Raw genomic sequence first — 21,650 nt, 5'->3', positions numbered from 1 at the left:
CACGCCGCGGCCACCGCCCATGTCGCGGGCCACGCGGTGCATGCGGCCAACTATGCGATGCAGGCGGTACAGGCCGATTCGTCGGAGGGGGACGACGAACGCGCCTGGCAACAAGCTCAGGTTCCCGAACGTCTGTTTCGGGTGGTTTTCCCGGATCGGGGCCTGTCAGAGCATGGGAGGTGAAGGCAACAACCCCACGTCAGCGTTGTATTGCTCACAGTTGACCGGGGAAGATGTGGAGAAATTCGTCGGATCATGGCATCGTTGATCTACGAGACCAGGGCATTCCATTTGCCAGAATCTGGCTCGTCTACAGAAAGTATGAAATGGCTCAGGGCATTGTGAAGTGGTTCAACAGCGAGAAGGGCTTCGGCTTCATCGCGCAAGACGGCGGAGGCCCCGACGTCTTCGTGCATTACTCGGCCGTTAGCGGCGCGGGTTTCCGGTCCCTCGATGAGGGGCAGCGCGTGGAGTTCGAAATCGGCCAGGGCCAGAAGGGCCCGCAGGCGCAGGACGTTCGCGTTCTCTGATTCGCTCCCAAGCTTTCGAAAGGCCCCACACCGGCATGGTGCGGGGCCTTTCCCCATTTCGGGGGACTTCTCAGGCCTTGCGGAACTGCACGTGGGTGACCGCGGGGGAGCGGACCACCGAGCTGACCCGGTAGCCCGGCAGCGTGCCGAGGTCGTCGTAGAGTCGTTCGCCGCCGCCGAGTAGGATCGGCACGACGGCCAGATGGAGCTCGTCGACCAGACCCGCCTGTAGGAACTGACGCACGACCGATGACCCGCCGCCCAGCCGGACGTCCTTCCCGTCGGCTGCCTTGACCGCTTGCTTCAGTACTTCTTCCGGGGTGTCGTTCACGAAGTGGAACGTGGTCCCGCCCGCCATCGGCAGCGAAGGCCGCGGGTGATGGGTCATCACGAAGGTGTCGTGGTGGTACGGCGGGTTGTCGCCCCACCAGCCCTTCCACTCCTCGTCCGGCCACGCGCCGCGGATCGGCCCGAACATGTTGCGGCCCATGATGGTTGCGCCGATGCCGACCTCGCCCGCCTTGACGAAATCGTCGTCGACACCGGTCTCGCCGCCCTCGTTGCCGAACCAGGTACGGCCGGTCTGCGTGGCGAAGACCCACTCGTGCAGACCCATGCCGCCTTCGCCGAGCGGGTTGTCCGCGCTCTGGTTCGGTCCGGCGACGTAGCCGTCGAGGGAGATCGCCAGGTTGCGCACGTACAGCTTTGTCATGGTGCCAGTCTTTCTATAGTGCTTGCAATTCGCAATCGCTTGCGATCAGATTACGGACAACTGGTTGTATATTGCAAGCAGAAGTTCGACTCGGTTTCGCGGCGAAGGAGCGGTGGATGCGCGATGAGGGACGCTCGGGCTGCCCGATCAACGCGACGATCGAGGTGATCGGCGATCGGTGGACCCTGCTGGTGCTGCGGGACGTGATGTTCGGCAACCGGCGCTATTTCCGGGAACTGCTGGCCGGCTCGGAGGAGGGCATTGCCTCGAACATCCTGTCCGACCGGCTAAAAAAGCTGGTCGCGGCGGGCATGCTCAGTCGCGCGGATGGCAGGCCTGGTCAGAAGGTGGAGTACCGGCTGACCGAGCCTGCCATCCAACTGGTGCCGATCATGGCCCAACTCGGGGTTTGGGGGCTGCGGCACCGGCCGACCACCAAGCGATTGCGGGTGCGAGCCGAGCTTTTGGCGGAGGGCGGGCCGGAGCTATGGGCGGAGTTCATGGATGAACTCCGGGAGTCCCACTTGGGTATCCCCCGTCCGGACCAGGATCGGCCGACCGCCACGCACCGGCTCGCCCAGGCGTACGCGGCGGCCGTCGCCGAATCGTGAGCGGTTACTGCTGTGCCTCGGCACGGAAGAACTCCGCGGTGAGACTACGGGCGCGGTCGAGGTCCGGGTCCGCGGTCTTCGGGAAAGTGTCTGCCGCCAGCGCGAATTCGGCCTCAATGAACCAGGCGATCGGCACCGGCACTGTCCCGCTGCCCATTTCGCGGGTGCGCGACTTCAGCTCGGTCAACTCCGCCACTGCCGCAACCAGTTCGGCGGGCAGGTCGCACTCGTCCATCAGGGTCGGCAGGTGCATCGGCGCCACCGCCGCGCCGGGATGCTCGCGCAGCCAGCGCAACGCCATGGCCGGGCGCAGCGAGTAGAACACCTTCTTCAGAGATCGGTTGCGGTCGAACAACTCCCACTGCTTGCCACCCAGGTGCAGGTAGTGCCGGGCCACCCGGTCGCGGTCGGCGACCTCGTCGGCCAAGGCGCGCAGGTCATCTCGGAACCGAGTATCGCCGCGGTACACGATCGGCGACATCAGCCATTCGATGAGCACGGCATTGCCCGCGACCAGCAGGCGCAGCGCCTTGGCCAGGTCCCAGCCGTTCACGTCGAGCAGACCGGTCAGCGGCGTCTCGATGACGTCGCGGGTGCGCCAGGGCGAGAGGTAGGTATCCAGGCTCGCGACGTAGACGAACCGGCAGTCGTAGTCGGAATCCGGCGACGGGAAACCCCAGGCGCGGCTGCCGCTTTCGATGGCGAGCCGGACCGAGACGCGGTGCTCGCGCTCGACTCGGTCCAGCTCGAAGTCGATGGACCCGACCACCGTCGGGTCCATCGAAGCAGGGATCGCGCGTAGGGCCATGCCGCCGATGCTAGGCGGCCGATGATCACGACCGCATCTGGTTTTCGGCTATCCGCGCAGCTCGCGGGCTTCTGCCGGGCGACTGACCGCGGCGATGATCAGCGCGATGAGGACCAGCGCGCCGCCGAGCCACATCGCGGAGGTGATGCCGAACGCATCCGCTGTGCGCCCGCCCAGGAACGCACCGAGGGCGATGGCGGCGTTGAAGACACCCGCGTTGAGCGAGGACGCCGCCTCGCGTGCGTCGGGTGCCGCGGCGAACGCCCAGTTCTGCGAGGTGACCGACACCCCACCGTAGGACAGCCCCCACACCACCATCAGCACGACCGCGAGCCACAGCGAACCGCCCAGTGCGGGTATCAACAGCACGGTGACTGCCAGCGGGATGCCGATCGTGATCAGCGTCCGGCGCGGGCTGCGCACGCCTGCGGCACCCGAGCCGAAATTGCCGAGGACACCGGCGATTCCGTACACCAGGAGCAGGGTGCCGATGGCGCTCGCGCCGATGCCGGTCACCTTCTCCAGCAGCGGGCGGATGTAGGTGTAGGCGGCGAAGTGCCCCGTCACCAGGAACGCCACGACCAGCAATGCGGTGCGTAACTGCGGTTCTCGCATCAATCGCAGGGTGTCCCGAAGCGGAACTGCCTGCGTAGCAGTCAATCTCGGTAGCAGGACGGCGATCGCGACCAGCAGGACCACCGCGAGCCCGGCGATGACGAGAAACGCCGCGCGCCATCCGGCGAGAGCGCCGATGTAGGTCCCGGCGGGGACGCCGATGACCGAGGCGACCGCGACGCCGCTGTAGACGAGCGCGGTAGCGGTACCGACTGACTTCGGCGGGACCAGTCGCGCCGCCATGCTCGCCGCGATCGCCCACACCCCGCCGATCCCGACGCCGACCAGCACCCTGGCCCCCATCATGACGGCGAAGTTCGGCGCCCACGCTGCGCCGACATTGCCCACCGTCAGCACCGCGAGTAGCGCGCAGAGCACGAGCCTGCGGTCGGTGCGGCCGAGCGCGGCGGTGATCAGCGGTGCGGACAGCGCGGCGACCAGGCCGGTGGCCGTCAGCGAAAGCCCCGCTGCGCCCTCGCTGACCCGCAAAGTCGCGCTGATCGGAGTGAGCAACCCGACCGGGAGCATCTCCGAGGTGACGACCGTGAACGTGGCCCCGGTCACGGCACCGACGCCGAGCCAGCCACGCCGTGCCGAATCGCGCGCTGCCGGTGTCGGACTCGCGATTTCCTCAACCTGTGTCATGACTCCAGCCAACTGACCAGGCCTGGTGGAAACAACGGCGAAGGTCTCATCGTTCTATGAGCTGGACTAATCGACGGTGGAGAGGGAAGCCGATGAGCGAGGCGCAGTCATGAGTGGCTTGGAGGTGCGCGAGCTCGAGGCGTTCCTGGTGCTGGCCGAGGAACTGCACTTCGGACGCGCGGGCGAACGGCTGTACGTCTCGCAGGGCCGGGTCAGCCAACTGCTGCGCGCGCTGGAGCACCGGGTGGGCGCGCGGTTGATCGAGCGCACCAGTCGCAAGGTCGCGCTCACCCCGCTCGGCGCGGACTTCCTCGCCGACCTGCAGCCCGCGTATGCTGCGCTGCGTGCGACGGTGGACGGTGTCCGGGCCGCCGCGCGCGGCATGGAAGGGGTGCTGCGCATCGGTTTTCAGGGTTCGACCAGCGAGAATCTGACGGACGCTCTCGCGCTGTTCGCGCGCAGGTTCCCGCACTGCGGCACCGAGGTGATCGAGATTCCGCTGGCCGACCCGTTCGGTCCGGTACAGCGCGGCGAGGTCGATATCGCGGTGGTGCTGCTGCCGATGGGGGAGAGTGATCTCGTTCTAGGACAGGTGTTTTCAGAGCAGCCTCAGATGCTGGCGGTGCACAACGAACATCCGCTCGCGGCGCGGGCCAGCTTGTCGCCGGAGGATCTCGCCGAGTTCGCGTTGATCGGTGTGCGCGGGCCCGCGCCGCAGTACTGGCGGCGCGCGCAGTCGCTGGATGTCACGCCGGGCGGTCGGCCTGTGCCTGTCGGCCCTGGCGTCGGCACACTGCGGGAGGGAATCGAGCTGGTGGCGGCTGGCCAGGGTGCGATGCTGCTGTGCCATCCGACCGCCGTGTACCACGACCGGCCGGAGGTGCGCTTCGTGCCGGTGACCGGGTTGGCGCACTCCCGGCTCGGCCTGGTCTGGCATCGCAACCGGGAAACCACCCGGGTGCGGGCGTTTTCCCGAGCTGTCGCAGCGGCAGGCTGAGCAGCTTTGCGGAGGCGGCGAACGGTATTGCGCGCCAGGTTTATCCAGGGCTGATTCGGCAGCTGGATGCTGTTGTTCGACGAGACGCAAACGAGTGCTTCTAGTGCGAGCTATCGAGGAATTCGAACACTTGTTACGACGTATTCTGCAACCGTCTTACTTGTCGGGAATGTCCGAGTCCGAATGCCCCTCTTATTCGGGTCCCATCGATTTCTTAGAAGATTGTCATGTTTACCGCTGTGGCCATCTCCGCGCATCGGCGTCGACGCATACGACGTGGTCAAGCCCATGGTTCTCCGGGCATGAACCCCAAATGGTCACCTGACCAGGTGTTCTTCGTGATGTGACTGTAACCTGCGTCACTAAACAGCGAAAATTAGTAACCGACTTTGTCGAGACGCCGATGTGCCTTGTGTCAGCCAGTACAACTGGATGGTCTTTCAACGAAGAGGTATTTAAATGATCCCCGTTATCATCGACACCGGTAGCGCTGCCCTCGGCGGTTTCCTGGACACCTTCGGTGCCGCTCTCCACGGAATCGTCAACACCCTGTGGACGGGATCCTTCGGCGGCCGCTGAATCAACGTGATGGTCGAGTGATCGACCGGGTCTCGCGCCACTGAGCGCGATTCCGGAGAGGGCCCCGCACCCGAGTGGTGCGGGGCCCTCCTCGTTTGTCAGTGGGCCTGCGCGGTGACGTCCAACCGGGCGATCTCGGCCGCGACCCGGGCCGGATGGGTCAACTGTGGGTAGTGGCCGGTGCCCTCGATGACGATCGGTTCGCTCGTCACCGCGGCCGAGAGTGGGTCCTCGGCGCCGACGACGATCCGCACCGGCACAGAGATCTCCGCCAGCAGTTCCGTCAACTCGTGTCGCCGAGCAGGTGCGCTCGCCCGTCGCAGCGCAGCGACCGTGCGCGCTGCCACTCGTGGCCGCCGCAAGTTGGTGGCGGCGTCCGTCGCCGGGCCTATGGGGATGCCCAGCCGAGCTGCCAAGGCGGCGGCCGACATTCGCCGCAACGCCACCGCGGTCAGCGGGGAACGCAGCAGCCGACCGGTCGGCTGCTGAAGAAACGCGGGCGACACCAGGACAACGCCGGCGATGCGCTCCGGATGCGCCGCGGCGTACCGCAGCACCGGACCGCAGCCGAGCGAATGACCGACCAGCACCGGACGACTGCGGACGGAACTCATCAATCGCGGTAGCACGTCATCGATGTCGCCCGGTGCCGACCGCCCGAGACCGGGCAGGTCGGCGACCAAGCTCGGTGCTTCGAGCGCCGCCCGCACCGCCGCCCAGGAATCGCTGTCGACCGGCAGCCCGTGCAACAGCACATACTCGGGATTCTCCCGATCCCCGGAAACCCAAGTGCCGTCGACGAATCCGGCGGTCGGATCCGCCTCGACGGCACCGAACCGGCTCGACACCAGATGATCGGCCCAGGCGCGCAGCACGGTCTCCGTGTGCGGCATGGTGATTCCGGCCCGCCGTGCGACCTCTTCCGCGGCAGTGGTGTCGTAACGATCGTCGGCGATGAACGGCAGCGACTCGGGGTCGGCGCCGGTGAGCGCCCGCGGCAGCTTCTGGATAACACTGACCGGAATCGAGAAGTGCGGCGCGCGCACGCCCAGATGCCGCGCGAGCAGCCGAATCAGGTCCGGCAGCACCGGGGTTCGGGGATCGAGCACCGTGAAGGATCGGCCCACCGTGTCGTCCTGGCTCGGCAAGGCGGTCAGGAAGGTCGCGAAGTAGTCCAGATCGACTATCGGAAGGAAGGTTTCGCGACCGCCGGGGATCGCCACGAGCCTGCCGTGCCACAGGTCCGCGACAATGCTTGCGAGCCCGACGTATTGGCCGGGGCCGAGCACGCTGCTCGGATTGGCGATGGTGAGCGGAATGCCGCGCTCGGCCGCCCGCCGCCGCAGCATCGGGTCCGACTCGACCTTGGAGGCCTCGTAAGCCCCACGCTCGTAGCGCTGTTCGCCGGGGTCCTCGACGGTGACGCGATAGCCGGTGATGTGGACGACGCGCCGCAGGGCAGGCAGCTCCGTCGCCCAGTCGAGCACGTTGAGCGCGCCGGTCACGTTCACCGCGTACGCGTCGTCCTTGTCGAGGCCGAAAGCGAAACGCGCCGCGCAGTTATAGACGTCGTGGATGCCGGACGTGTCGAGCTCGGCAGGTAGGCCGAGATCTTTCGCGGTGATGTCACAGGCCACGACGTGGAGGCGGGTCTGGTCGACAGCGCGTGACTCCAGCCATGCGGCGAGCCGGTTCTCGCTTCCCGGCCGTAGGGCGGCCGTGACGGTCCCGCCTTGTTTCAGCAGCTGTTCGACTACGGCGCGGCCGATGAACCCGGCGGCGCCGACAACGATGCTGACGGTCATAGATCTCTCCTTAATAGACCGGTCTACATATTCGATAGACCTGCGAAAACCTTTGGCATAACGCCGGATCAGAGCATCGTGCGAATCGTCCGCGCCACCCGCTCGAGCGGCTCGCGGCTGCGCTGCGCCCGAGCCAACAGCAAAGCGCCCTCGATCATGGCGAGGATGGCCGCGGCCAAGTCCGCAGCGTCCGAGCGGCCGTCGGCCTGCAATCGAATGCGCAGCGCCTGTTCCCAAGCCGTGTACGCGGCGGCGCATTCGGCTTGGATCGTGTCGTTCGCCGCGGAAACGTCGAGAGTGACCGTGGCGACCGGGCAACCCTGGTGCCAGTCGGAGGCTTCCAGCCGATCGCCGAAAGCAGCGAGCAAGCTGGTTGCCGCGGCCGCGGTGTCGCCGGGTGCGACCGCGTCGATCAGTGCGGTGATCTCGTTGCCCGACTGGGCGACGGCTGCCGCGACGAGTTGGTCCTTGCCGCCGGGGAAGTGGAAGTACAGCGAGCCGCGCGGTGCGCCGCTGGTCTCGATGATCTGGTTGAGGCCCGCGCCGAAGTAGCCGTGCTTCTCGACCAGTCCGCGCGTGGCGTCGATCAGCTTGCCGCGCGTCTCGGTTCCCTTGGCACCCATGGTGGTAACAGTAGACCGGTCTTCATAATTTGACTAATGGGCCATACTGACGACGGCCGCCTTACCAGGGGGTAGCACATGCCGAAACGACGCCCACTAAGCTGATCGGCGGTAATTGCCGACCCCTTTCCCCAGGAGTACTCCACAGTGAGCCAAGCAGGCCGTCCTGTTGTCCTGATCGCCGACAAGCTTGCCCAGTCGACCGTCGACGCGCTCGGTGACGGAGTCGAGGTTCGGTGGGTCGACGGCCCTGACCGCCCGGCTCTACTCGCCGCGGTCCCCGAAGCCGACGCGCTACTCGTGCGTTCTGCGACCACGGTGGACGCCGAGGTGCTGGAGGCGGGCAAGAACCTGAAGATCGTCGCGCGCGCCGGCGTCGGCCTCGACAATGTCGACGTGCCCGCGGCCACCGAGCGCGGTGTCATGGTCGTCAACGCGCCGACCTCGAACATCCACACCGCCGCCGAGCACGCCGTCACGCTGCTGCTCGCCGCCGCCCGCCAGATTCCGGCCGCCGATGCGACGCTGCGTGAGCACACCTGGCAGCGCAGCAAGTTCAACGGCGTCGAGATCTTCGACAAGACCGTCGGCGTGGTCGGTCTCGGCCGCATCGGCCAGCTGTTCGCAGCCCGGCTCGCCGCCTTCGAGACCAAGATCGTCGCGTACGACCCCTACGTCTCGCCGGCCCGCGCCGCCCAGCTCGGCATCGAGCTGCTGAGCCTGGACGAGCTGCTCGAGCGCGCCGACCTCATCTCGGTGCACCTGCCGAAGACCCCGGAGACCAAGGGCATCATCGGCAAGGAAGCCATCGCCAAGACCAAGCCGGGCGTCATCATCGTCAACGCGGCGCGTGGCGGCCTGGTCGACGAGCAGGCGCTCGCCGATGCCATCAAGTCCGGCCACGTGCGGGCCGCCGGCCTCGACGTGTTCGAGACCGAGCCGTGCACCGACAGCCCGCTGTTCGAGCTTCCGCAGGTCGTGGTGACCCCGCACCTCGGCGCGTCCACCTCCGAGGCGCAGGACCGGGCGGGCACCGATGTCGCCAAGTCCGTATTGCTCGCGCTCGCCGGGGAATTCGTGCCCGGTGCGGTGAATGTCACCGGCGGCAGCGTCGGCGAAGAGGTCGCGCCGTGGCTCGACATCGTGCGCAAGCAGGGCGCCCTGCTCGGCGCGCTGTCCGACGAACTGCCGGTCAGCGTCGAGGTGCAGGTGCGTGGCGAGCTCGCCGCGCAAGACGTTGCGGTGCTGGAGCTTTCGGCGTTGCGCGGCATCTTCTCGGCACTGGTCGAAGACCAGGTCACCTTCGTCAACGCGCCGACCCTGGCCAAGGAGCGCGGCATCACCGCCCAGGTGAACACCGTGTCGGAGAGCCCGAGCCACCGCAGCGTCGTCGACCTGCGCGCGGTGTTCGGCGACGGCCGCACCCTGAACGTGGCGGGCACGCTGACCGAGCCGCAGCAGGTGCAGAAGATCGTCAACATCAACGGCCGCAACTACGACATGCGCGCCGAGGGCCTGAACGTGGCCGTGCTGAACTACGAGGACAAGCCGGGCGCGCTCGGCAAGATCGGCACCAAGCTCGGCGAGGCCGGGATCGACATCCTCGCCGCACAGCTGAGCCAGGACGTCGACAAGGAAGGCGCGACGGTGATGCTGCGCGTCAACCGTGAGGTGCCCGCCGACGTGGAGGCCGCGATCGCCGAATCCGTCGGTGCCGCAAAGGTCGTCGTCGTCGATCTGTTCTGATCGAAGGCCCGGACGCCGCGCACCGATCGGCACCACGCGCACGACATCGTGCGCGGGAGTCGAAAGGTGCGCGGCACCGGGAAATAGAGGCACTGAGCGCGGCCGGTCATGGTGCGGCCGGCGATATCGAACGGAGCGTTGTTGCAATGAAGCTTGCTGTCATCCCCGGCGACGGCATCGGACCCGAGGTGATCGCCGAGGCGCTCAAGGTGCTCGACGTGGTCCAGCCCGGTGTCGAGCGGACCGAGTACGACCTCGGCGCCAAGCGGTACCACGCGACCGGTGAGATTCTGCCGGACTCCGTGCTGCCCGAGTTGCAGCAGCACGACGCGATCCTGCTCGGCGCGATCGGCGATCCGTCGGTGCCGAGCGGCGTGCTCGAGCGCGGCCTGCTGCTGCGCACCAGGTTCGCGCTGGATCATCACGTGAATCTGCGGCCGTCCAAGCTGTTTCCGGGCGTGACAAGTCCGCTGGCGGGCACCCCCGACATCGATTTCGTCGTCGTCCGCGAGGGCACCGAGGGGCCCTACACCGGCACCGGCGGCGCGATCCGCGTGCAGACCCCGCACGAGGTGGCGACCGAGGTCAGCACCAACACCCGCTTCGGCATCGAGCGCGTGGTGCGCTACGCCTTCGCCAAGGCGCAGGCCCGCCGCAAGCACCTCACGCTGGTGCACAAGACCAACGTGCTCACCTTCGCGGGCTCGCTGTGGCAGCGCACCGTCGACGAGGTCGCGGCCGAATTCCCTGATGTGGCAACGGCTTACCAGCACATCGATGCCGCGACCATTCATATGGTGAACGACCCGGGCCGGTTCGACGTGATCGTCACCGACAATCTGTTCGGCGACATCATCACCGACCTCGCCGCCGCCGTCAGCGGTGGCATCGGCCTGGCCGCCAGCGGCAATATCGATGCCTCCGGCACCAACCCGAGCATGTTCGAGCCGGTACACGGCAGCGCCCCCGACATCGCGGGGCAGTCCAAGGCCGATCCGACAGCCGCGATCCTCTCGGTGTCGTTGCTGCTCAACCATCTCGGCAATGCCGAAGCGGCCGCCCGCATCGAATCCGCCGTCGCCAAGGACCTCGCCGCGCGCGCGGGCTCGGCGTCGACGGTCGAGATCGGCGACCGCATCGCCGCCGGCGTCTGAGCGAAACTTCCTGAAGTCCCGTGCCGGAGCACTTCCGGTGCGGGACTTTTCGGGTACGTGTGAAACGCACGTGGCGTGGTAACCAGGGATTGAGTCCATGACGTGTGCCGCACCCAGCCGCCCGTCGAGGGACCACCTGGTGAAACGGAGGTTTCGGTGAACGGACGGCGCGGGAAGCAGCGGCCACAGGTCGGCCCGTATGCCGGGCTGGACCTGCGCGATGTGCCCGGCGGCGGCAAGGGTTTCGAGCTCGAGGACGGCTGGCTGGTCGAGGTGAATGCCGGCGCTCGGCACAACCACGTGACGCAGCGGCTCGGCCGATTCATCGACGCCGGTGCCGTCGGTGCCGCGGTGCATCTCTGCGTCGGGAGTGGCTGGGAGGTCAGCACGCGCAGCGGAGTGCGCAAGCCGGACATCATCGTGATTCCTCGTGAGGTCGCCAGGGCCGCCGTGGTCGCGGACGTGCCCAAGCGAATTCCGGGATCGGAGGTGCGGCTGGCCGTCGAGGTCATCGCGCCGGGCAGCGGGACCGAACGCACCGACCGGGTGCGGAAGGTGCGCGAGTACGCGGCGGTGGGCATTCCACAGTATTGGATCGTCGAGCACCAGCCCGAGGTGCTGGTGCATCGGATGGTGTTGGGCGACGGCGGCTATGGCGCCGACCCCGTTGTCGGTTCCGGCAGTATCTTCGATGCGGTCGTTGACGCCGATAAGCCGTTCCGGGTCACCTTCGATCCTGCTGCGCTGCTTGCGGTTTGAGGCCGGCTGGGATCAGCCCTTGCCGCGGTGGCGGTTCGGCCGGTGACTGATGCCGACCGCGCGGCGGACGAACGCGACTGTCTCCGGGGCGATCTCATCGAGCGGGCAGCCCGCATCGATGCGTTCGATGGCACGGGACAGTGCGCCGTCGATCAGATCGGCGGTGAGTTCGGGATTCGGGTTGTCCAGGGCGGCCAGTGCCGCCCGAAGCGGGCCGGCCAGTTCGTGGTGCGCGTCGGCCAGGTCGCGCCGGGCGGTCTCGTCGCGGGGGAGGATGCTGCCGAGCACGGCGATGCGGTGCGCGCCGGATGCGGCCAGTGCCAAGGTGGTTCGCACGTAGGCCTCGACTTGGCCTGCGGCGGTCTCGGCCCGTTCGACCGTATCGCGCAGGCGCACGCCCCATTCCGTCAGCGCGTCCGCCACGATCCGGAACAGGATTTCGTCACCGGAGCGGAAGTATTTATAGACGCTGCTGCGCGCGAGCCCGGCGGCCGCGCCGACCGTGGCGGGCGTCACCGCCTGTGGTCCGTTCTGTAGCAGCACCACCCGGGCGGCGTCGAGCAGCGCGCGTTCCTGGTTCGCCCGGTGTTCGGCGACGGTTGGTGCGTCGATCCTCGGCATCTGGCTCCTGGTCCTGATAGCGACGGGATGTTTCCATACTACCCGTTGGCGACAGGGTGTCGCTAAATGCGACAGGGGTGGGGGTTGCGATGTAATCAGCAACGGAGCGCGTGGTTGCGCGATGTGTCGTGTTCAGTGGGCTGAATGGTGCATTTGTACTAAAAGTGTTGTGGCCTAGTCGTTCCCGACCTTCCACAGTGATGGTCGTCGCATCCGCCCTCGGATCGAAGTCTCGGATCGGGCGTCAATCCGTCGGGGCTGGACGGTTATTGGTGCTGCGGCCGGTTGGAACCAGGGGGACGGCGGCTACCGCGAGCGCGGCGGCCACCAGGTAGGCGGCCGCGAAACCGCTTGTGCTGATGAGGGCGCCGAACGTCGGCGGGACCGCGGCCATCGCCAGATTCTGGCCGGTGTTCTGGATGCCGAGGCCGCGGCCGCTCCAGTAGGGACCGGCGATCTCGGCGACGGCGGTGAAGGCCAGCCCGTTGTCGGAGACCGTGATCACCGAGGCGGCGACGAGCAACGGGATTGCGGCCCACCACATGTGGGTCGCCGCCGCCAGTGCCAGCGCGGCCATCGACAGCACGGCGGCGATCGCGACGGTGCGCAACGGACCCAACCGGCTGCTAACGCGATCGGACCAGGCGCCCGCACCGATTCGCCCTGCGGCACCCAGGATTTGGGTCACGGTGACCAGAATTCCCGCGGCGGCCAACGACCAGCCCACGTCGCGGTGCAGCCACAACAGTGCGAAAGTCCACACGGTGCCCTGCGGTATGACCAGCAGCACAGAGACCGCATGGATGCGCCAGAGTGTCGAATCACCGCGATAAGGATTGGCGCGCAACGCCGCATCGGTGCCGGCCCCGGTCGGTCGCGGTGGATCTATGATGCCGATCAGGCAGCCCACCGCGGCGGCACCCGCCATCACCGCCGGCACCAGAATCGCCGCGGGCACACCGTATGCGGCCGCGACGGCGGGCACGGTCAACGCGCCGACGGCGACGCCGAGCGGCTGGGCGGTCTGCCGAATACCCATGGCCAGGCCCCGCCGATGCGGTGGGAACCAGCCGACGATGACGCGACCGCTCGCGCCGTTGGTGCTCGCGGCGCCGATGCCGCCGAGGAACAGCAGTGCGCCCAAAGCGATGTCGTGCGTGGTGGTCGACGCGGCGACGCCGGCGGCCAGCATCAGGAGTGGACCGCCGATCAGTACTTTGCGCTCACCGATCCGATCGACCACGTACCCCCACGCGATCAGTGTGCAGACCAATCCCAGTGTGGGCATTGCCACTAAAAGTCCTGCGGTGGCCAGCGGCATGCCCCGATCGGTCAGCGCGGGCAGCAGGAAGGGTGCACCGTTCACGAAGACCGCGCTGGCGGCCTGCGCGAAGACGCCGAGGCCGAGCATGGACCACCGTCGAGCCTCCTGGATCTGGGGGACGGTAGCCATCGGCCTCACCTCATATCTCATTATTTGGGAGTAAAGTCCCATTGAGTGAACAGCGAGGCTTACGTTACACCGGCCGGGCAAGTGGATTACGGGTAGTGGATGTCGGCCTGCGCACAGCTGGCTCAGCCCGCCGGTGCGCGGCCGTGCGTACCGCTCGGTTGGGCGCGTTCGGGCAGGTGGAAGCCGGTCGATAGACTGCCCGGCATGCGTCTAGGTCGAGTAGCCAGTCCCGATGGGGTCGCGTTCGTCAGCATCGAGGGGGACGGAAGCGACAGCATCGCGAAGGAAATCGCGGAACACCCGTTCGGTACGCCGACGTTCACCGGGCGGAGCTGGCCGCTGGCCGATGTGCGCCTGCTCGCGCCCATCCTGGCGAGCAAGGTGGTGTGTATCGGCAAGAACTATGCGGCGCACGCGGCCGAAATGGGCGGGCCCGCACCGGAAGATCCGGTGATCTTCCTCAAGCCCAACACCTCGATCATCGGGCCGAACGCGCCGATCATCCTGCCGCCCAGCTCCTCTCAGGTCGACTACGAGGGCGAGCTCGCCGTCGTCATCGGCCGTCCGTGCAAGGACGTGCCCGCCGCCCGCGCGCTGGACGTGGTGCTCGGCTACACCGTCGCCAACGATGTCACCGCGCGCGACCAGCAGCGCCACGACGGCCAATGGACCAGGGGCAAGGGCTACGACACCTTCTGCCCGCTCGGCCCGTGGATCGAAACCTCCTTGGATCCCTCGGATCTGGAGATCGTCACCGAGCTCGACGGCGAAGTCCGCCAGCGCAGCCGCACTTCGCTTCTACTGCACGACATTCCGAAGCTCATCGAATGGATCAGCACGGTGATGACGCTGCTGCCCGGTGACGTGATCCTCACCGGGACGCCCGAGGGCGTCGGTCCGGTCCAGGCCGGCCAGCAAGTGTCCGTGACCGTGGAGGGCATCGGCACCCTCATCAATCCCGTTGCCGCCAAGCACCGCTAGTGACTGCTTGCCGGTCACTGGTAATGGTCAGCTAGTCGAAAGAGAGCCATGACTGAAGTACGGGTCCGCTTCTGCCCGTCGCCGACCGGGACGCCGCACGTCGGCCTGATCCGCACGGCGCTGTTCAACTGGGCCTACGCCCGGCACCACGGTGGAAAGTTCGTGTTCCGCATCGAAGACACCGATGCGGCACGGGATTCCGAGGACTCCTACCGCGCGCTGCTCGACGCGCTGCGCTGGCTCGGCCTCACCTGGGACGAGGGGCCGGAGGTCGGCGGCCCGTACGAGCCGTACCGCCAGTCGCTGCGCAAGGATCTGCACCTCGATGTGGTCCGGCGCCTGCTCGACGCGGGGGAGGCCTATGAATCCTTCTCCACGCCAGAGGAAGTCGAGGCGCGTCATCGCGCGGCCGGCCGTGACCCGAAGCTCGGCTACGACAACTACGATCGCGAGCTCACCGCGCAGCAGATCGAGGCGTACCGAGATGCCGGGCGCCCCGCGGTGATTCGCCTCCGGATGCCCGACGAGGACCTCAGCTGGCACGATCTGGTGCGCGGCGAGACCACCTTCAAAGCGGGCACCGTGCCGGACTTCGCGCTCACCCGCGGCACCGGCGATCCGTTGTACACGCTGGTCAACCCGGTCGACGACGCGTTGATGAAGATCACTCACGTGTTGCGCGGCGAGGACCTGCTGTCCTCGACACCGCGCCAGCTCGCGCTCTACGGCGCCCTGCGCCGGATCGGCGTGGCCGACTTCACGCCGGAGTTCGGTCACCTGCCGTTCGTCATGGGGCAGGGCAACAAGAAGTTGTCCAAGCGCGATCCCGAGTCGAATCTGTTCGTCCATCGGGACCGCGGATTCATCCCGGAAGGTTTGCTGAATTACCTGGCACTTCTCGGCTGGAGCATCGCAGACGACCACGACCTGTTCACCATGGCGGAGATGGTTGCTGCGTTCGACATATCGAAAGTAAATTCGAATCCGGCCAGATTTGATCAGAAGAAGGCGGATGCGCTCAACGCTGAGCACATCAGATTGCTGGAACCCGCTGATTTCAGCAACCGACTGCGCGAGTACCTGACCCAACATGGTCATATCGGTGCCGAAATCGATGAGAAGATCTTCGCCGCGGCGGCCGAACTCGTGCAGACCCGGATCGTCGTCTTGTCGGATGCTTGGGAACTGTTGCGTTTCCTGTTGGCGCCCGCCGAACAATTTGCGATCGACCCCGCCGCGGGAGCCAAGAATCTCGGCGCCGACGCAACCCCGGTATTGCAAGCTGCTATTACTGCGCTGGAGCCACTCGCGCAGTGGTCGACATCCGCTATAGAAGAAGCGCTGAAAACCGCGCTGATCGATGAACTGGGCCTCAAACCACGCAAGGCATTCGCGCCCGTGCGCGTCGCGGTGACCGGATCACACATCAGCCCGCCACTGTACGAGTCGCTCGAACTGCTCGGCCGCGAAGCAAGCCTCGGACGGCTGCGCTCCGCACTGGAGTGGTCGGCGACTGTCTGAAACGGCGAAACAGGCCGAAAACAAGGCTTTGACCAGGCGATTTGTAGTTAACCCGTAGCCGTTTGGTACTCTTCTTCTCGGCTCGGAACAAGGCCTCGCAGTCACCCAGACGCGAGGCTGAAAGACCTGGTCATTGGGGTATGGTGTAATTGGCAACACAGCTGATTCTGGTTCAGCCATTCTAGGTTCGAGTCCTGGTACCCCAGCGGAGAGATTGTTGTCGAGATCGGTTGCGCGGCCGAAATCAGTACAGCAGCTGGCGATTTGGTCGCCACGCTCCGGCCAGCTAAGCTAGCCGAGCCTCCTGATCGAAAGATCAACCAAAGGTGCTCCTCGTGCAAACGAGAAGCAGTCCTGGCCCCGTCGTCTAGCGGCCTAGGACGCCGCCCTCTCAAGGCGGTAGCGCGGGTTCGAATCCCGTCGGGGCTACAAACCAGTGCACGGCCCATGCTCATGGAGAGCATGGGCCGTTCTGGTTTTCCGCGTGTTTTTGGGGGTGCAACCCCCAAACCCCGCCCGGCGGGCTGCGCCCCCGGACCCCCTGGCCGAGAGGCTTCGCCCTCGGCGCGCACGGGGTTGGTGAGGTGGGGATCTTTCGTTTCAGTGCCTTGTCTGCCTGCGGTGGTAGCCGCACTACTTCTCGGGATGCGCACTGGTTTGGGGCGTCGGAGTCGGTGGGGATCCCGAGACGCGGTGCGGATTTGTGGTGGGGCTGCGCGGTCTCGTTGCGAGCTGTGCGGCCTCGGGCCGGCGAGGCGCGGGTAGGGGACCCCAGGTACAGCGAAGGCCCCCCGGTCGGTGACCGAGGGGCCTTTTTCGGCGGCGGGGGTTATCCGCTCTTGCGGCGGAATTCGCGCTTGTGGCTGGCGCTGCCGTGGGTGGCGTTGGCGCCCTTGGAGCGGCCGTCGAGGTGGTCGGCGGTGCGGGCGTTGTGCTGGTTTTTGCGGTCGAGCGCCTCTTTGAACTTGCGCTTCAGCTCGTCGGCGCTGGTGCCCTCGGTGTTGCTCGAGCTCGGGGAACTATCCGGTTCCGTCATCGCCGTCTCCTCGTGGTGGCGGCCGGGTGCCGCGGAACAGGTCCAGCGGGTTTCGGCCGATTGGTGTGGAACGGTTCGACGTTAGTCGCCGGAGGGGGGCGATGTCAGGTCGATATCGAGGGCGCGTCGGGGGCTGTGCCGCAACGCATAGGCGGGTCAGTCGAGGTATTGGGCGGTGGTGCCGCCCAGGGGGAGCTGGGGGAGGCCGAGCTTGCGGTGATCCCAGCTGCGAATGCGGTGTGCGACGACGCGGATGGCGGTGCGCTTGTGCAGCATGGCCTCGACCATCGGGCGGACGTCTTCGCTGTAGGGGCCGGTGTAGCGCTCCCACACACTGACACCGACGGCGTAGAGCTTGTCGGGGTCGTCGATGATCTCGGCGTGACCCTCGATCGAGACGCCGCGCAACTGGTCGTAGGTCTGGCCGGCCTCGATCATGCAGGTGATGCGCGGATCGCGACGTAGGTTGACGGCTTTCTGCGACTTGGCCTTGGTTTCGAACCACAGCTCGCCGTCGATGAGCGCGTACCACATGGCGGTCAGGTGCGGGGTGCCCTTGGGGCCGATGGTCGCCAGGGTGGCGATGCGGCTGCGCTCCAGGAACTCGGTGATCTCGGTGTCGGACATGACGATCTGTGCCCGTTGGTTGACTCCCATGGACTCACTCTAGAAGGTCATTTCTAGAACGTGTTATAGGCGCTTGTGTAGGGCTTCGGCGGCGGCGACCAGGTCGGCGGCCCAGCGCGCGCCGGGCCTGCGGCCCATGCGGTCGATCGGGCCGGAGACCGAGACGGCGGCGATCACGGTGCCGCCGGCATCGCGCACGGGGGCGGAAACGCTGGCCACGCCGGAGGCGCGTTCGGCCGCGCTCTGTGCCCAGCCGCGCTTGCGCACCTCGGTCAGTGCGCGTTCGCCGAAGACGGCGTCGGCGAGGATGGTGCGTTGCAGGTCGGGATCGGCCCAGGCGAGCAGCACTTTGGCGGCGGAGCCCGCGGTGAGTGGCAGTCGCGCGCCGACGGGGACGGTGTCGCGGAGTCCGACGGGTGGTTCCAAGGCCGCGACACAGATGCGCGCATTGCCGTCCAGGCGGTACAGCTGGACGCTTTCGCCGGTGATCTCGCGCAACCGGGGCAGGATGGCCGATGCGGCCTCCAGCAGCGGATCGGTGGCGCCCGCGGCGAGCTCGGCGAGGGCGGGGCCCGGTCGCCACATTCCGGTGTTGTCGCGGGCCAGCAGCCGGTGCACTTCCAGGCCGACGGCCAGGCGATGGGCGGTGGCGCGGGGCAGGCCGGTGCGGGCGCACAGCTCGTTGAGACCGCAGGGGTGCTCGGCGACGGCGTACAACACCGCCACTGCTTTGTCGAGGACGCCGATGCCGCTATGCTGTCTCATAGAACGATACTAGCGTCTCGGATGCTGGGAAATCCACTGCTGGGTGTTCCCACGCGGAATCTCCCACGGGGCATCCGACCTCGCATATCCGAAAACTTGTGCAGCCGCCCCCGCGCTCCCAGCCCGGACCGCGATCGGATGCTCGTCGAAAGGTGATCGAGAAATGGCACAGCCACGCACCATGGCCGAAAAGGTGTGGGAGCAGCACGTCGTAGCCCGCGGTTCGGGCGAGGGCGTCGGGCGCGAACCCGACCTGATCTACATCGACCTGCATCTCGTGCACGAGGTGACCAGCCCGCAGGCCTTCGACGGCCTCCGCGCGGCGGGCAGGCCGGTCCGGCGGCCCGATCTGACCATCGCGACCGAGGACCACAATGTCCCGACCGCCGACATCGATAAGCCCATCGCGGACCCGATTTCGCGCACTCAGGTGGACACACTGCGCCGAAACTGCGCGGAATTCGGTGTGCGCCTGCATCCGATGGGCGATCTGGACCAGGGCATCGTGCACGTCGTCGGCCCCCAGCTCGGCCTCACCCAGCCGGGAATGACGGTGGTGTGCGGAGACAGTCACACCTCGACGCACGGCGCGTTCGGCGCGCTGGCGATGGGTATCGGCACCTCCGAGGTCGAACATGTCCTTGCCACCCAGACACTCTCGCTGCGCCCGTTCAAGACGATGGCGATCACCGTGGACGGCACGTTGGCCCCCGGTGTGACGAGCAAGGACCTGATTCTGGCCGTCATCGCCAAAATCGGCACCGGCGGCGGTCAGGGCTACGTGCTGGAGTACCGCGGCGAGGCGATTCGGGCCATGTCGATGGAGGCGCGAATGACCATCTGCAACATGTCCATCGAAGCGGGCGCCAGGGCCGGCATGATCGCTCCGGACGAAACGACCTATGAATTCCTCGAAGGACGCCCGCACGCGCCGCAGGGAGCCGACTGGACGGCAGCAGTGGCCGCCTGGGAAGCGCTGAAGACCGACGAGGGCGCGGTGTTCGACGCCGAGGTGCACATCGACGCGAGCGAGCTGACCCCGTTCGTCACCTGGGGCACCAACCCCGGACAGGGCGCGCCCCTTGGCGAATCGGTGCCGGACCCCGCCCAGATCGCCGACGAGACGGCGCGCGAGTCCGCCGCGAAAGCGCTGCGGTACATGGATTTGGAGCCGGGCACTCCGCTTCGGCAGGTCTCGGTCGACACCGTATTCGTCGGATCGTGCACCAACGGACGCATCGAGGATTTGCGTGCGGTGGCCGGTATTTTAAAGGGACGCAAGGTCGCCGACTCGGTGCGAATGTTGGTTGTACCGGGGTCTATGCGGGTTCGCGCACAGGCCGAATTAGAAGGACTGGGCGAGATTTTCACCGCCGCGGGCGCCGAATGGCGGCAGGCGGGCTGCTCAATGTGCCTGGGAATGAATCCGGATCAGCTCGAACCGGGCCAGCGCTGCGCCTCGACATCGAACCGCAACTTCGAGGGCCGACAGGGCAAAGGTGGCCGTACGCACCTGGTTTCCCCGCTCGTAGCGGCCGCGACGGCGGTTCGCGGAACCCTGTCCTCGCCTGCGGATCTGGACTGACCGGACGCGATACCCCCACCGACTCAGGAGAATCAATGGAAGCCTTCACCGTGCACAAGGGGATCGGCGTGCCGTTCCGCCGTTCCAATGTCGATACCGACCAGATCATCCCGGCTGTGTACCTGAAGCGGGTGACCCGCACCGGATTCGAGGACGGACTCTTCGCCGCGTGGCGTAACGATCCGGACTTCATTCTGAACAACGAGCCGTACAACCGGGGAAGTGTGCTGGTAGCGGGCCCGGATTTCGGTACAGGATCGTCGCGTGAGCACGCCGTTTGGGCGCTGTCGGACTACGGCTTTCGGGTGGTGATCTCGTCCCGGTTCGCCGACATCTTCCGTGGCAATGCCGGTAAGGGCGGGCTGTTGGCCGCTCAGATGTCACAGAACGATGTCGAAATGCTCTGGAAGTTGCTCGAGGAACAGCCCGGACTCGAATTGGTTGTGGACCTCGAGGCGCGCACGGTGACCGCCGGAACCGCCGTGTTGCCGTTCGATATTGATGACTACACACGGTGGCGTCTGCTCGAAGGATTGGACGACATCGGGCTCACCCTGCGCCGCAGCGACACCATCGCCGAGTTCGAAAACGCAAGGCCAGCATGGAAACCCACTACCCTCCCGGCACGTATTTCGCAGTCCTAAACACCCCGGGGTGTTAGCTGGATGGCAAGGGGGCCGATAGCTGGACGTGTGCTAAACCACATGAATTTTGGCGTGGCACATAGACTCTTGCCCAAAGTGGGTTTACCGTGGTACCTAGTCGGTCCGACGACGGGCCATTAGTCTGCGGAGGATTCAATGAACAAGGCGGAACTGATCGACGTTCTGACCGAAAAGTTGGGTACTGATAGGCGCACGGCCACCGCGGCAGTCGAGCATGTGGTCGACACCATCGTGCGCGCGGTGCACAAGGGTCAGAGCGTCACAATCACCGGATTCGGTGTGTTCGAACAGCGCAAGCGTGCGGCTCGAGTTGCCAGGAACCCGCGCACCGGCGAAACCGTCAAGGTGAAGCCCACTTCGGTGCCTGCGTTCCGTCCGGGCGCTCAGTTCAAGGCCGTGATCGCGGGTAAGCAGAAGCTCGCCCAGAGCGGTCCCGCCGTCAAGCGCGGCGTGAATGCCCCGGTGGCGGCGAAGAAGGCGGCTGCCAAGAAGACGGCGGCCAAGAAGACCGCCGCCAAGAAGGCCACCCCCACGAAGGGCCCGGCCAAGACCACGGCGAAGAAGGCCGCCAAGAAGGCGCCCGCAAAGACCGCTGCTCGCAAGACGACTGCGGCCAAGGCGCCCGCCAAGAAGACGGCTGCCAAGAAGACGGCCGTGAAGAAGGCGCCTGCCAAGAAGGTCACCGCCGCCAAGAAGGCGCCGGCCAAGAAGGTCACCGCGGCCAAGAAGACGGTCGCCAAGAAGGCTCCGGCCAAGAAGTCGGCCGCCAAGAAGGCGCCCGCTCGCGGTCGCCGCTAGATACTGCGCCAGTA

The 21,650-nt window shown here is 66.7% G+C and carries 22 protein-coding genes and 2 tRNA genes; 14 read left to right on the top strand and 10 right to left on the bottom strand.

The genetic code is table 11. The annotated features are described in order from the left end of the window. Both NN4_RS45840 and NN4_RS33455 read left to right on the top strand, forming a co-directional pair. Positions 1 to 183: putative immunity protein (locus tag NN4_RS45840; RefSeq protein WP_371865786.1), on the top strand; the 183-nt coding region annotated here is incomplete at its 5' end. A 143-nt stretch (positions 184 to 326) separates the two neighbouring features. Further along, positions 327 to 530: a cold-shock protein gene (locus NN4_RS33455; protein ID WP_054814460.1), complete on the top strand. Its 204-nt coding sequence runs from the start codon at positions 327 to 329 to the stop codon at positions 528 to 530. 70 nt (positions 531 to 600) lie between these two features. Here NN4_RS33455 and NN4_RS33450 read toward each other — a convergent pair whose 3' ends face one another. Further along, positions 601 to 1,242, bottom strand: a complete 642-nt coding sequence (locus tag NN4_RS33450; protein ID WP_147139731.1) for a dihydrofolate reductase family protein — start codon at positions 1,240 to 1,242, stop codon at positions 601 to 603. A 116-nt stretch (positions 1,243 to 1,358) separates the two neighbouring features. Here NN4_RS33450 and NN4_RS33445 point away from each other — a divergent pair, with 116 nt between their 5' ends. After that, the gene (locus NN4_RS33445) at positions 1,359 to 1,853 is read left to right on the top strand and encodes a winged helix-turn-helix transcriptional regulator (protein ID WP_147139729.1); all 495 of its coding nucleotides are present in this window, start codon (positions 1,359 to 1,361) and stop codon (positions 1,851 to 1,853) included. A gap of 4 nt (positions 1,854 to 1,857) precedes the next feature. Here the strand turns inward: NN4_RS33445 and NN4_RS33440 are convergent, their stop codons facing one another. Then, positions 1,858 to 2,661, bottom strand: coding sequence for a nucleotidyltransferase domain-containing protein (locus tag NN4_RS33440; protein WP_147139728.1), 804 nt, complete (start codon positions 2,659 to 2,661; stop codon positions 1,858 to 1,860). Positions 2,662 to 2,709: 48 nt separating this feature from the next. Continuing rightward, complete coding sequence (locus NN4_RS33435; RefSeq protein WP_147139726.1) at positions 2,710 to 3,921, bottom strand: MFS transporter; 1,212 nt, start codon at positions 3,919 to 3,921, stop codon at positions 2,710 to 2,712. Between the two features lie 109 nt (positions 3,922 to 4,030). Here NN4_RS33435 and NN4_RS33430 point away from each other — a divergent pair, with 109 nt between their 5' ends. Next, positions 4,031 to 4,918, top strand: coding sequence for a LysR family transcriptional regulator (locus NN4_RS33430; protein WP_147139724.1), 888 nt, complete (start codon positions 4,031 to 4,033; stop codon positions 4,916 to 4,918). Positions 4,919 to 5,595: 677 nt separating this feature from the next. Here NN4_RS33430 and NN4_RS33425 read toward each other — a convergent pair. Both NN4_RS33425 and NN4_RS33420 read right to left on the bottom strand, forming a co-directional pair. Then, the gene (locus NN4_RS33425) at positions 5,596 to 7,302 is read right to left on the bottom strand and encodes an alpha/beta fold hydrolase (RefSeq protein ID WP_147139721.1); all 1,707 of its coding nucleotides are present in this window, start codon (positions 7,300 to 7,302) and stop codon (positions 5,596 to 5,598) included. Positions 7,303 to 7,370: 68 nt separating this feature from the next. After that, a complete protein-coding gene (locus tag NN4_RS33420; RefSeq protein WP_147139719.1) occupies positions 7,371 to 7,925 on the bottom strand; it encodes a TetR/AcrR family transcriptional regulator in 555 nt (184 codons plus the stop codon). Positions 7,926 to 8,072: 147 nt separating this feature from the next. On the opposite strand from NN4_RS33420, the gene serA reads away from it, so the two are divergent. The 3 genes from serA (at position 8,073) to NN4_RS33405 (ending at position 11,584) form a co-directional block, all read left to right on the top strand. Then, complete coding sequence (serA, locus tag NN4_RS33415; protein ID WP_147139716.1) at positions 8,073 to 9,671, top strand: phosphoglycerate dehydrogenase; 1,599 nt, start codon at positions 8,073 to 8,075, stop codon at positions 9,669 to 9,671. Between the two features lie 146 nt (positions 9,672 to 9,817). Then, a complete protein-coding gene (locus tag NN4_RS33410; RefSeq protein ID WP_147139715.1) occupies positions 9,818 to 10,825 on the top strand; it encodes a 3-isopropylmalate dehydrogenase in 1,008 nt (335 codons plus the stop codon). Positions 10,826 to 10,981: 156 nt separating this feature from the next. Next, the gene (locus NN4_RS33405) at positions 10,982 to 11,584 is read left to right on the top strand and encodes a Uma2 family endonuclease (RefSeq protein ID WP_246181214.1); all 603 of its coding nucleotides are present in this window, start codon (positions 10,982 to 10,984) and stop codon (positions 11,582 to 11,584) included. 12 nt (positions 11,585 to 11,596) lie between these two features. Here NN4_RS33405 and NN4_RS33400 read toward each other — a convergent pair whose 3' ends face one another. Together NN4_RS33400 and NN4_RS33395 are read right to left on the bottom strand one after the other, a co-directional pair. Then, the gene (locus tag NN4_RS33400) at positions 11,597 to 12,205 is read right to left on the bottom strand and encodes a TetR/AcrR family transcriptional regulator (RefSeq protein ID WP_147139712.1); all 609 of its coding nucleotides are present in this window, start codon (positions 12,203 to 12,205) and stop codon (positions 11,597 to 11,599) included. Positions 12,206 to 12,449: 244 nt separating this feature from the next. Beyond that, positions 12,450 to 13,658, bottom strand: coding sequence for an MFS transporter (locus NN4_RS33395; RefSeq protein ID WP_147139711.1), 1,209 nt, complete (start codon positions 13,656 to 13,658; stop codon positions 12,450 to 12,452). A 204-nt stretch (positions 13,659 to 13,862) separates the two neighbouring features. On the opposite strand from NN4_RS33395, the gene NN4_RS33390 reads away from it, so the two are divergent. The 4 genes from NN4_RS33390 to NN4_RS33375 all read left to right on the top strand — a co-directional run bounded on the left by NN4_RS33390 (position 13,863) and on the right by NN4_RS33375 (position 16,589). Next, positions 13,863 to 14,639, top strand: a complete 777-nt coding sequence (locus tag NN4_RS33390; protein ID WP_107658475.1) for a fumarylacetoacetate hydrolase family protein — start codon at positions 13,863 to 13,865, stop codon at positions 14,637 to 14,639. A 48-nt stretch (positions 14,640 to 14,687) separates the two neighbouring features. Further along, positions 14,688 to 16,160: a glutamate--tRNA ligase gene (gltX, locus tag NN4_RS33385; RefSeq protein WP_147139709.1), complete on the top strand. Its 1,473-nt coding sequence runs from the start codon at positions 14,688 to 14,690 to the stop codon at positions 16,158 to 16,160. Between the two features lie 134 nt (positions 16,161 to 16,294). Next, positions 16,295 to 16,366, top strand: a tRNA-Gln gene (locus tag NN4_RS33380). Between the two features lie 150 nt (positions 16,367 to 16,516). Beyond that, positions 16,517 to 16,589, top strand: a tRNA-Glu gene (locus NN4_RS33375). A 400-nt stretch (positions 16,590 to 16,989) separates the two neighbouring features. On the opposite strand, the gene NN4_RS33370 is transcribed toward NN4_RS33375, so the two are convergent. The 3 genes from NN4_RS33370 to NN4_RS33360 form a co-directional block, all read right to left on the bottom strand. Further along, positions 16,990 to 17,196 carry a DUF5302 domain-containing protein gene (locus NN4_RS33370; protein ID WP_107658473.1) on the bottom strand — a complete coding sequence of 69 codons (207 nt, stop codon included), beginning with the start codon at positions 17,194 to 17,196 and terminating at the stop codon, positions 16,990 to 16,992. A gap of 156 nt (positions 17,197 to 17,352) precedes the next feature. Then, complete coding sequence (locus tag NN4_RS33365) at positions 17,353 to 17,853, bottom strand: pyridoxamine 5'-phosphate oxidase family protein (protein ID WP_147139707.1); 501 nt, start codon at positions 17,851 to 17,853, stop codon at positions 17,353 to 17,355. A gap of 33 nt (positions 17,854 to 17,886) precedes the next feature. Then, positions 17,887 to 18,588, bottom strand: coding sequence for an IclR family transcriptional regulator (locus NN4_RS33360; RefSeq protein WP_135232545.1), 702 nt, complete (start codon positions 18,586 to 18,588; stop codon positions 17,887 to 17,889). A 163-nt stretch (positions 18,589 to 18,751) separates the two neighbouring features. Here NN4_RS33360 and leuC point away from each other — a divergent pair, with 163 nt between their 5' ends. The 3 genes from leuC (at position 18,752) to NN4_RS33345 (ending at position 21,636) form a co-directional block, all read left to right on the top strand. Beyond that, on the top strand, positions 18,752 to 20,173 hold the full coding sequence (leuC, locus tag NN4_RS33355; protein ID WP_107658470.1) for a 3-isopropylmalate dehydratase large subunit: 1,422 nt from the start codon (positions 18,752 to 18,754) through the stop codon (positions 20,171 to 20,173). A 35-nt stretch (positions 20,174 to 20,208) separates the two neighbouring features. After that, on the top strand, positions 20,209 to 20,817 hold the full coding sequence (gene leuD / locus NN4_RS33350; RefSeq protein WP_135232543.1) for a 3-isopropylmalate dehydratase small subunit: 609 nt from the start codon (positions 20,209 to 20,211) through the stop codon (positions 20,815 to 20,817). A 156-nt stretch (positions 20,818 to 20,973) separates the two neighbouring features. Beyond that, the gene (locus tag NN4_RS33345; RefSeq protein ID WP_107658468.1) at positions 20,974 to 21,636 is read left to right on the top strand and encodes an HU family DNA-binding protein; all 663 of its coding nucleotides are present in this window, start codon (positions 20,974 to 20,976) and stop codon (positions 21,634 to 21,636) included. Positions 21,637 to 21,650 lie beyond the last annotated feature (14 nt).

This window comes from Nocardia ninae NBRC 108245, assembly GCF_007990755.1.
GTDB classification, from domain to species: Bacteria; Actinomycetota; Actinomycetes; order Mycobacteriales; family Mycobacteriaceae; genus Nocardia; species Nocardia ninae.
Note: the sequence above shows the minus strand (reverse complement) of the source record. Positions and strands in the feature narration are given on the sequence as shown.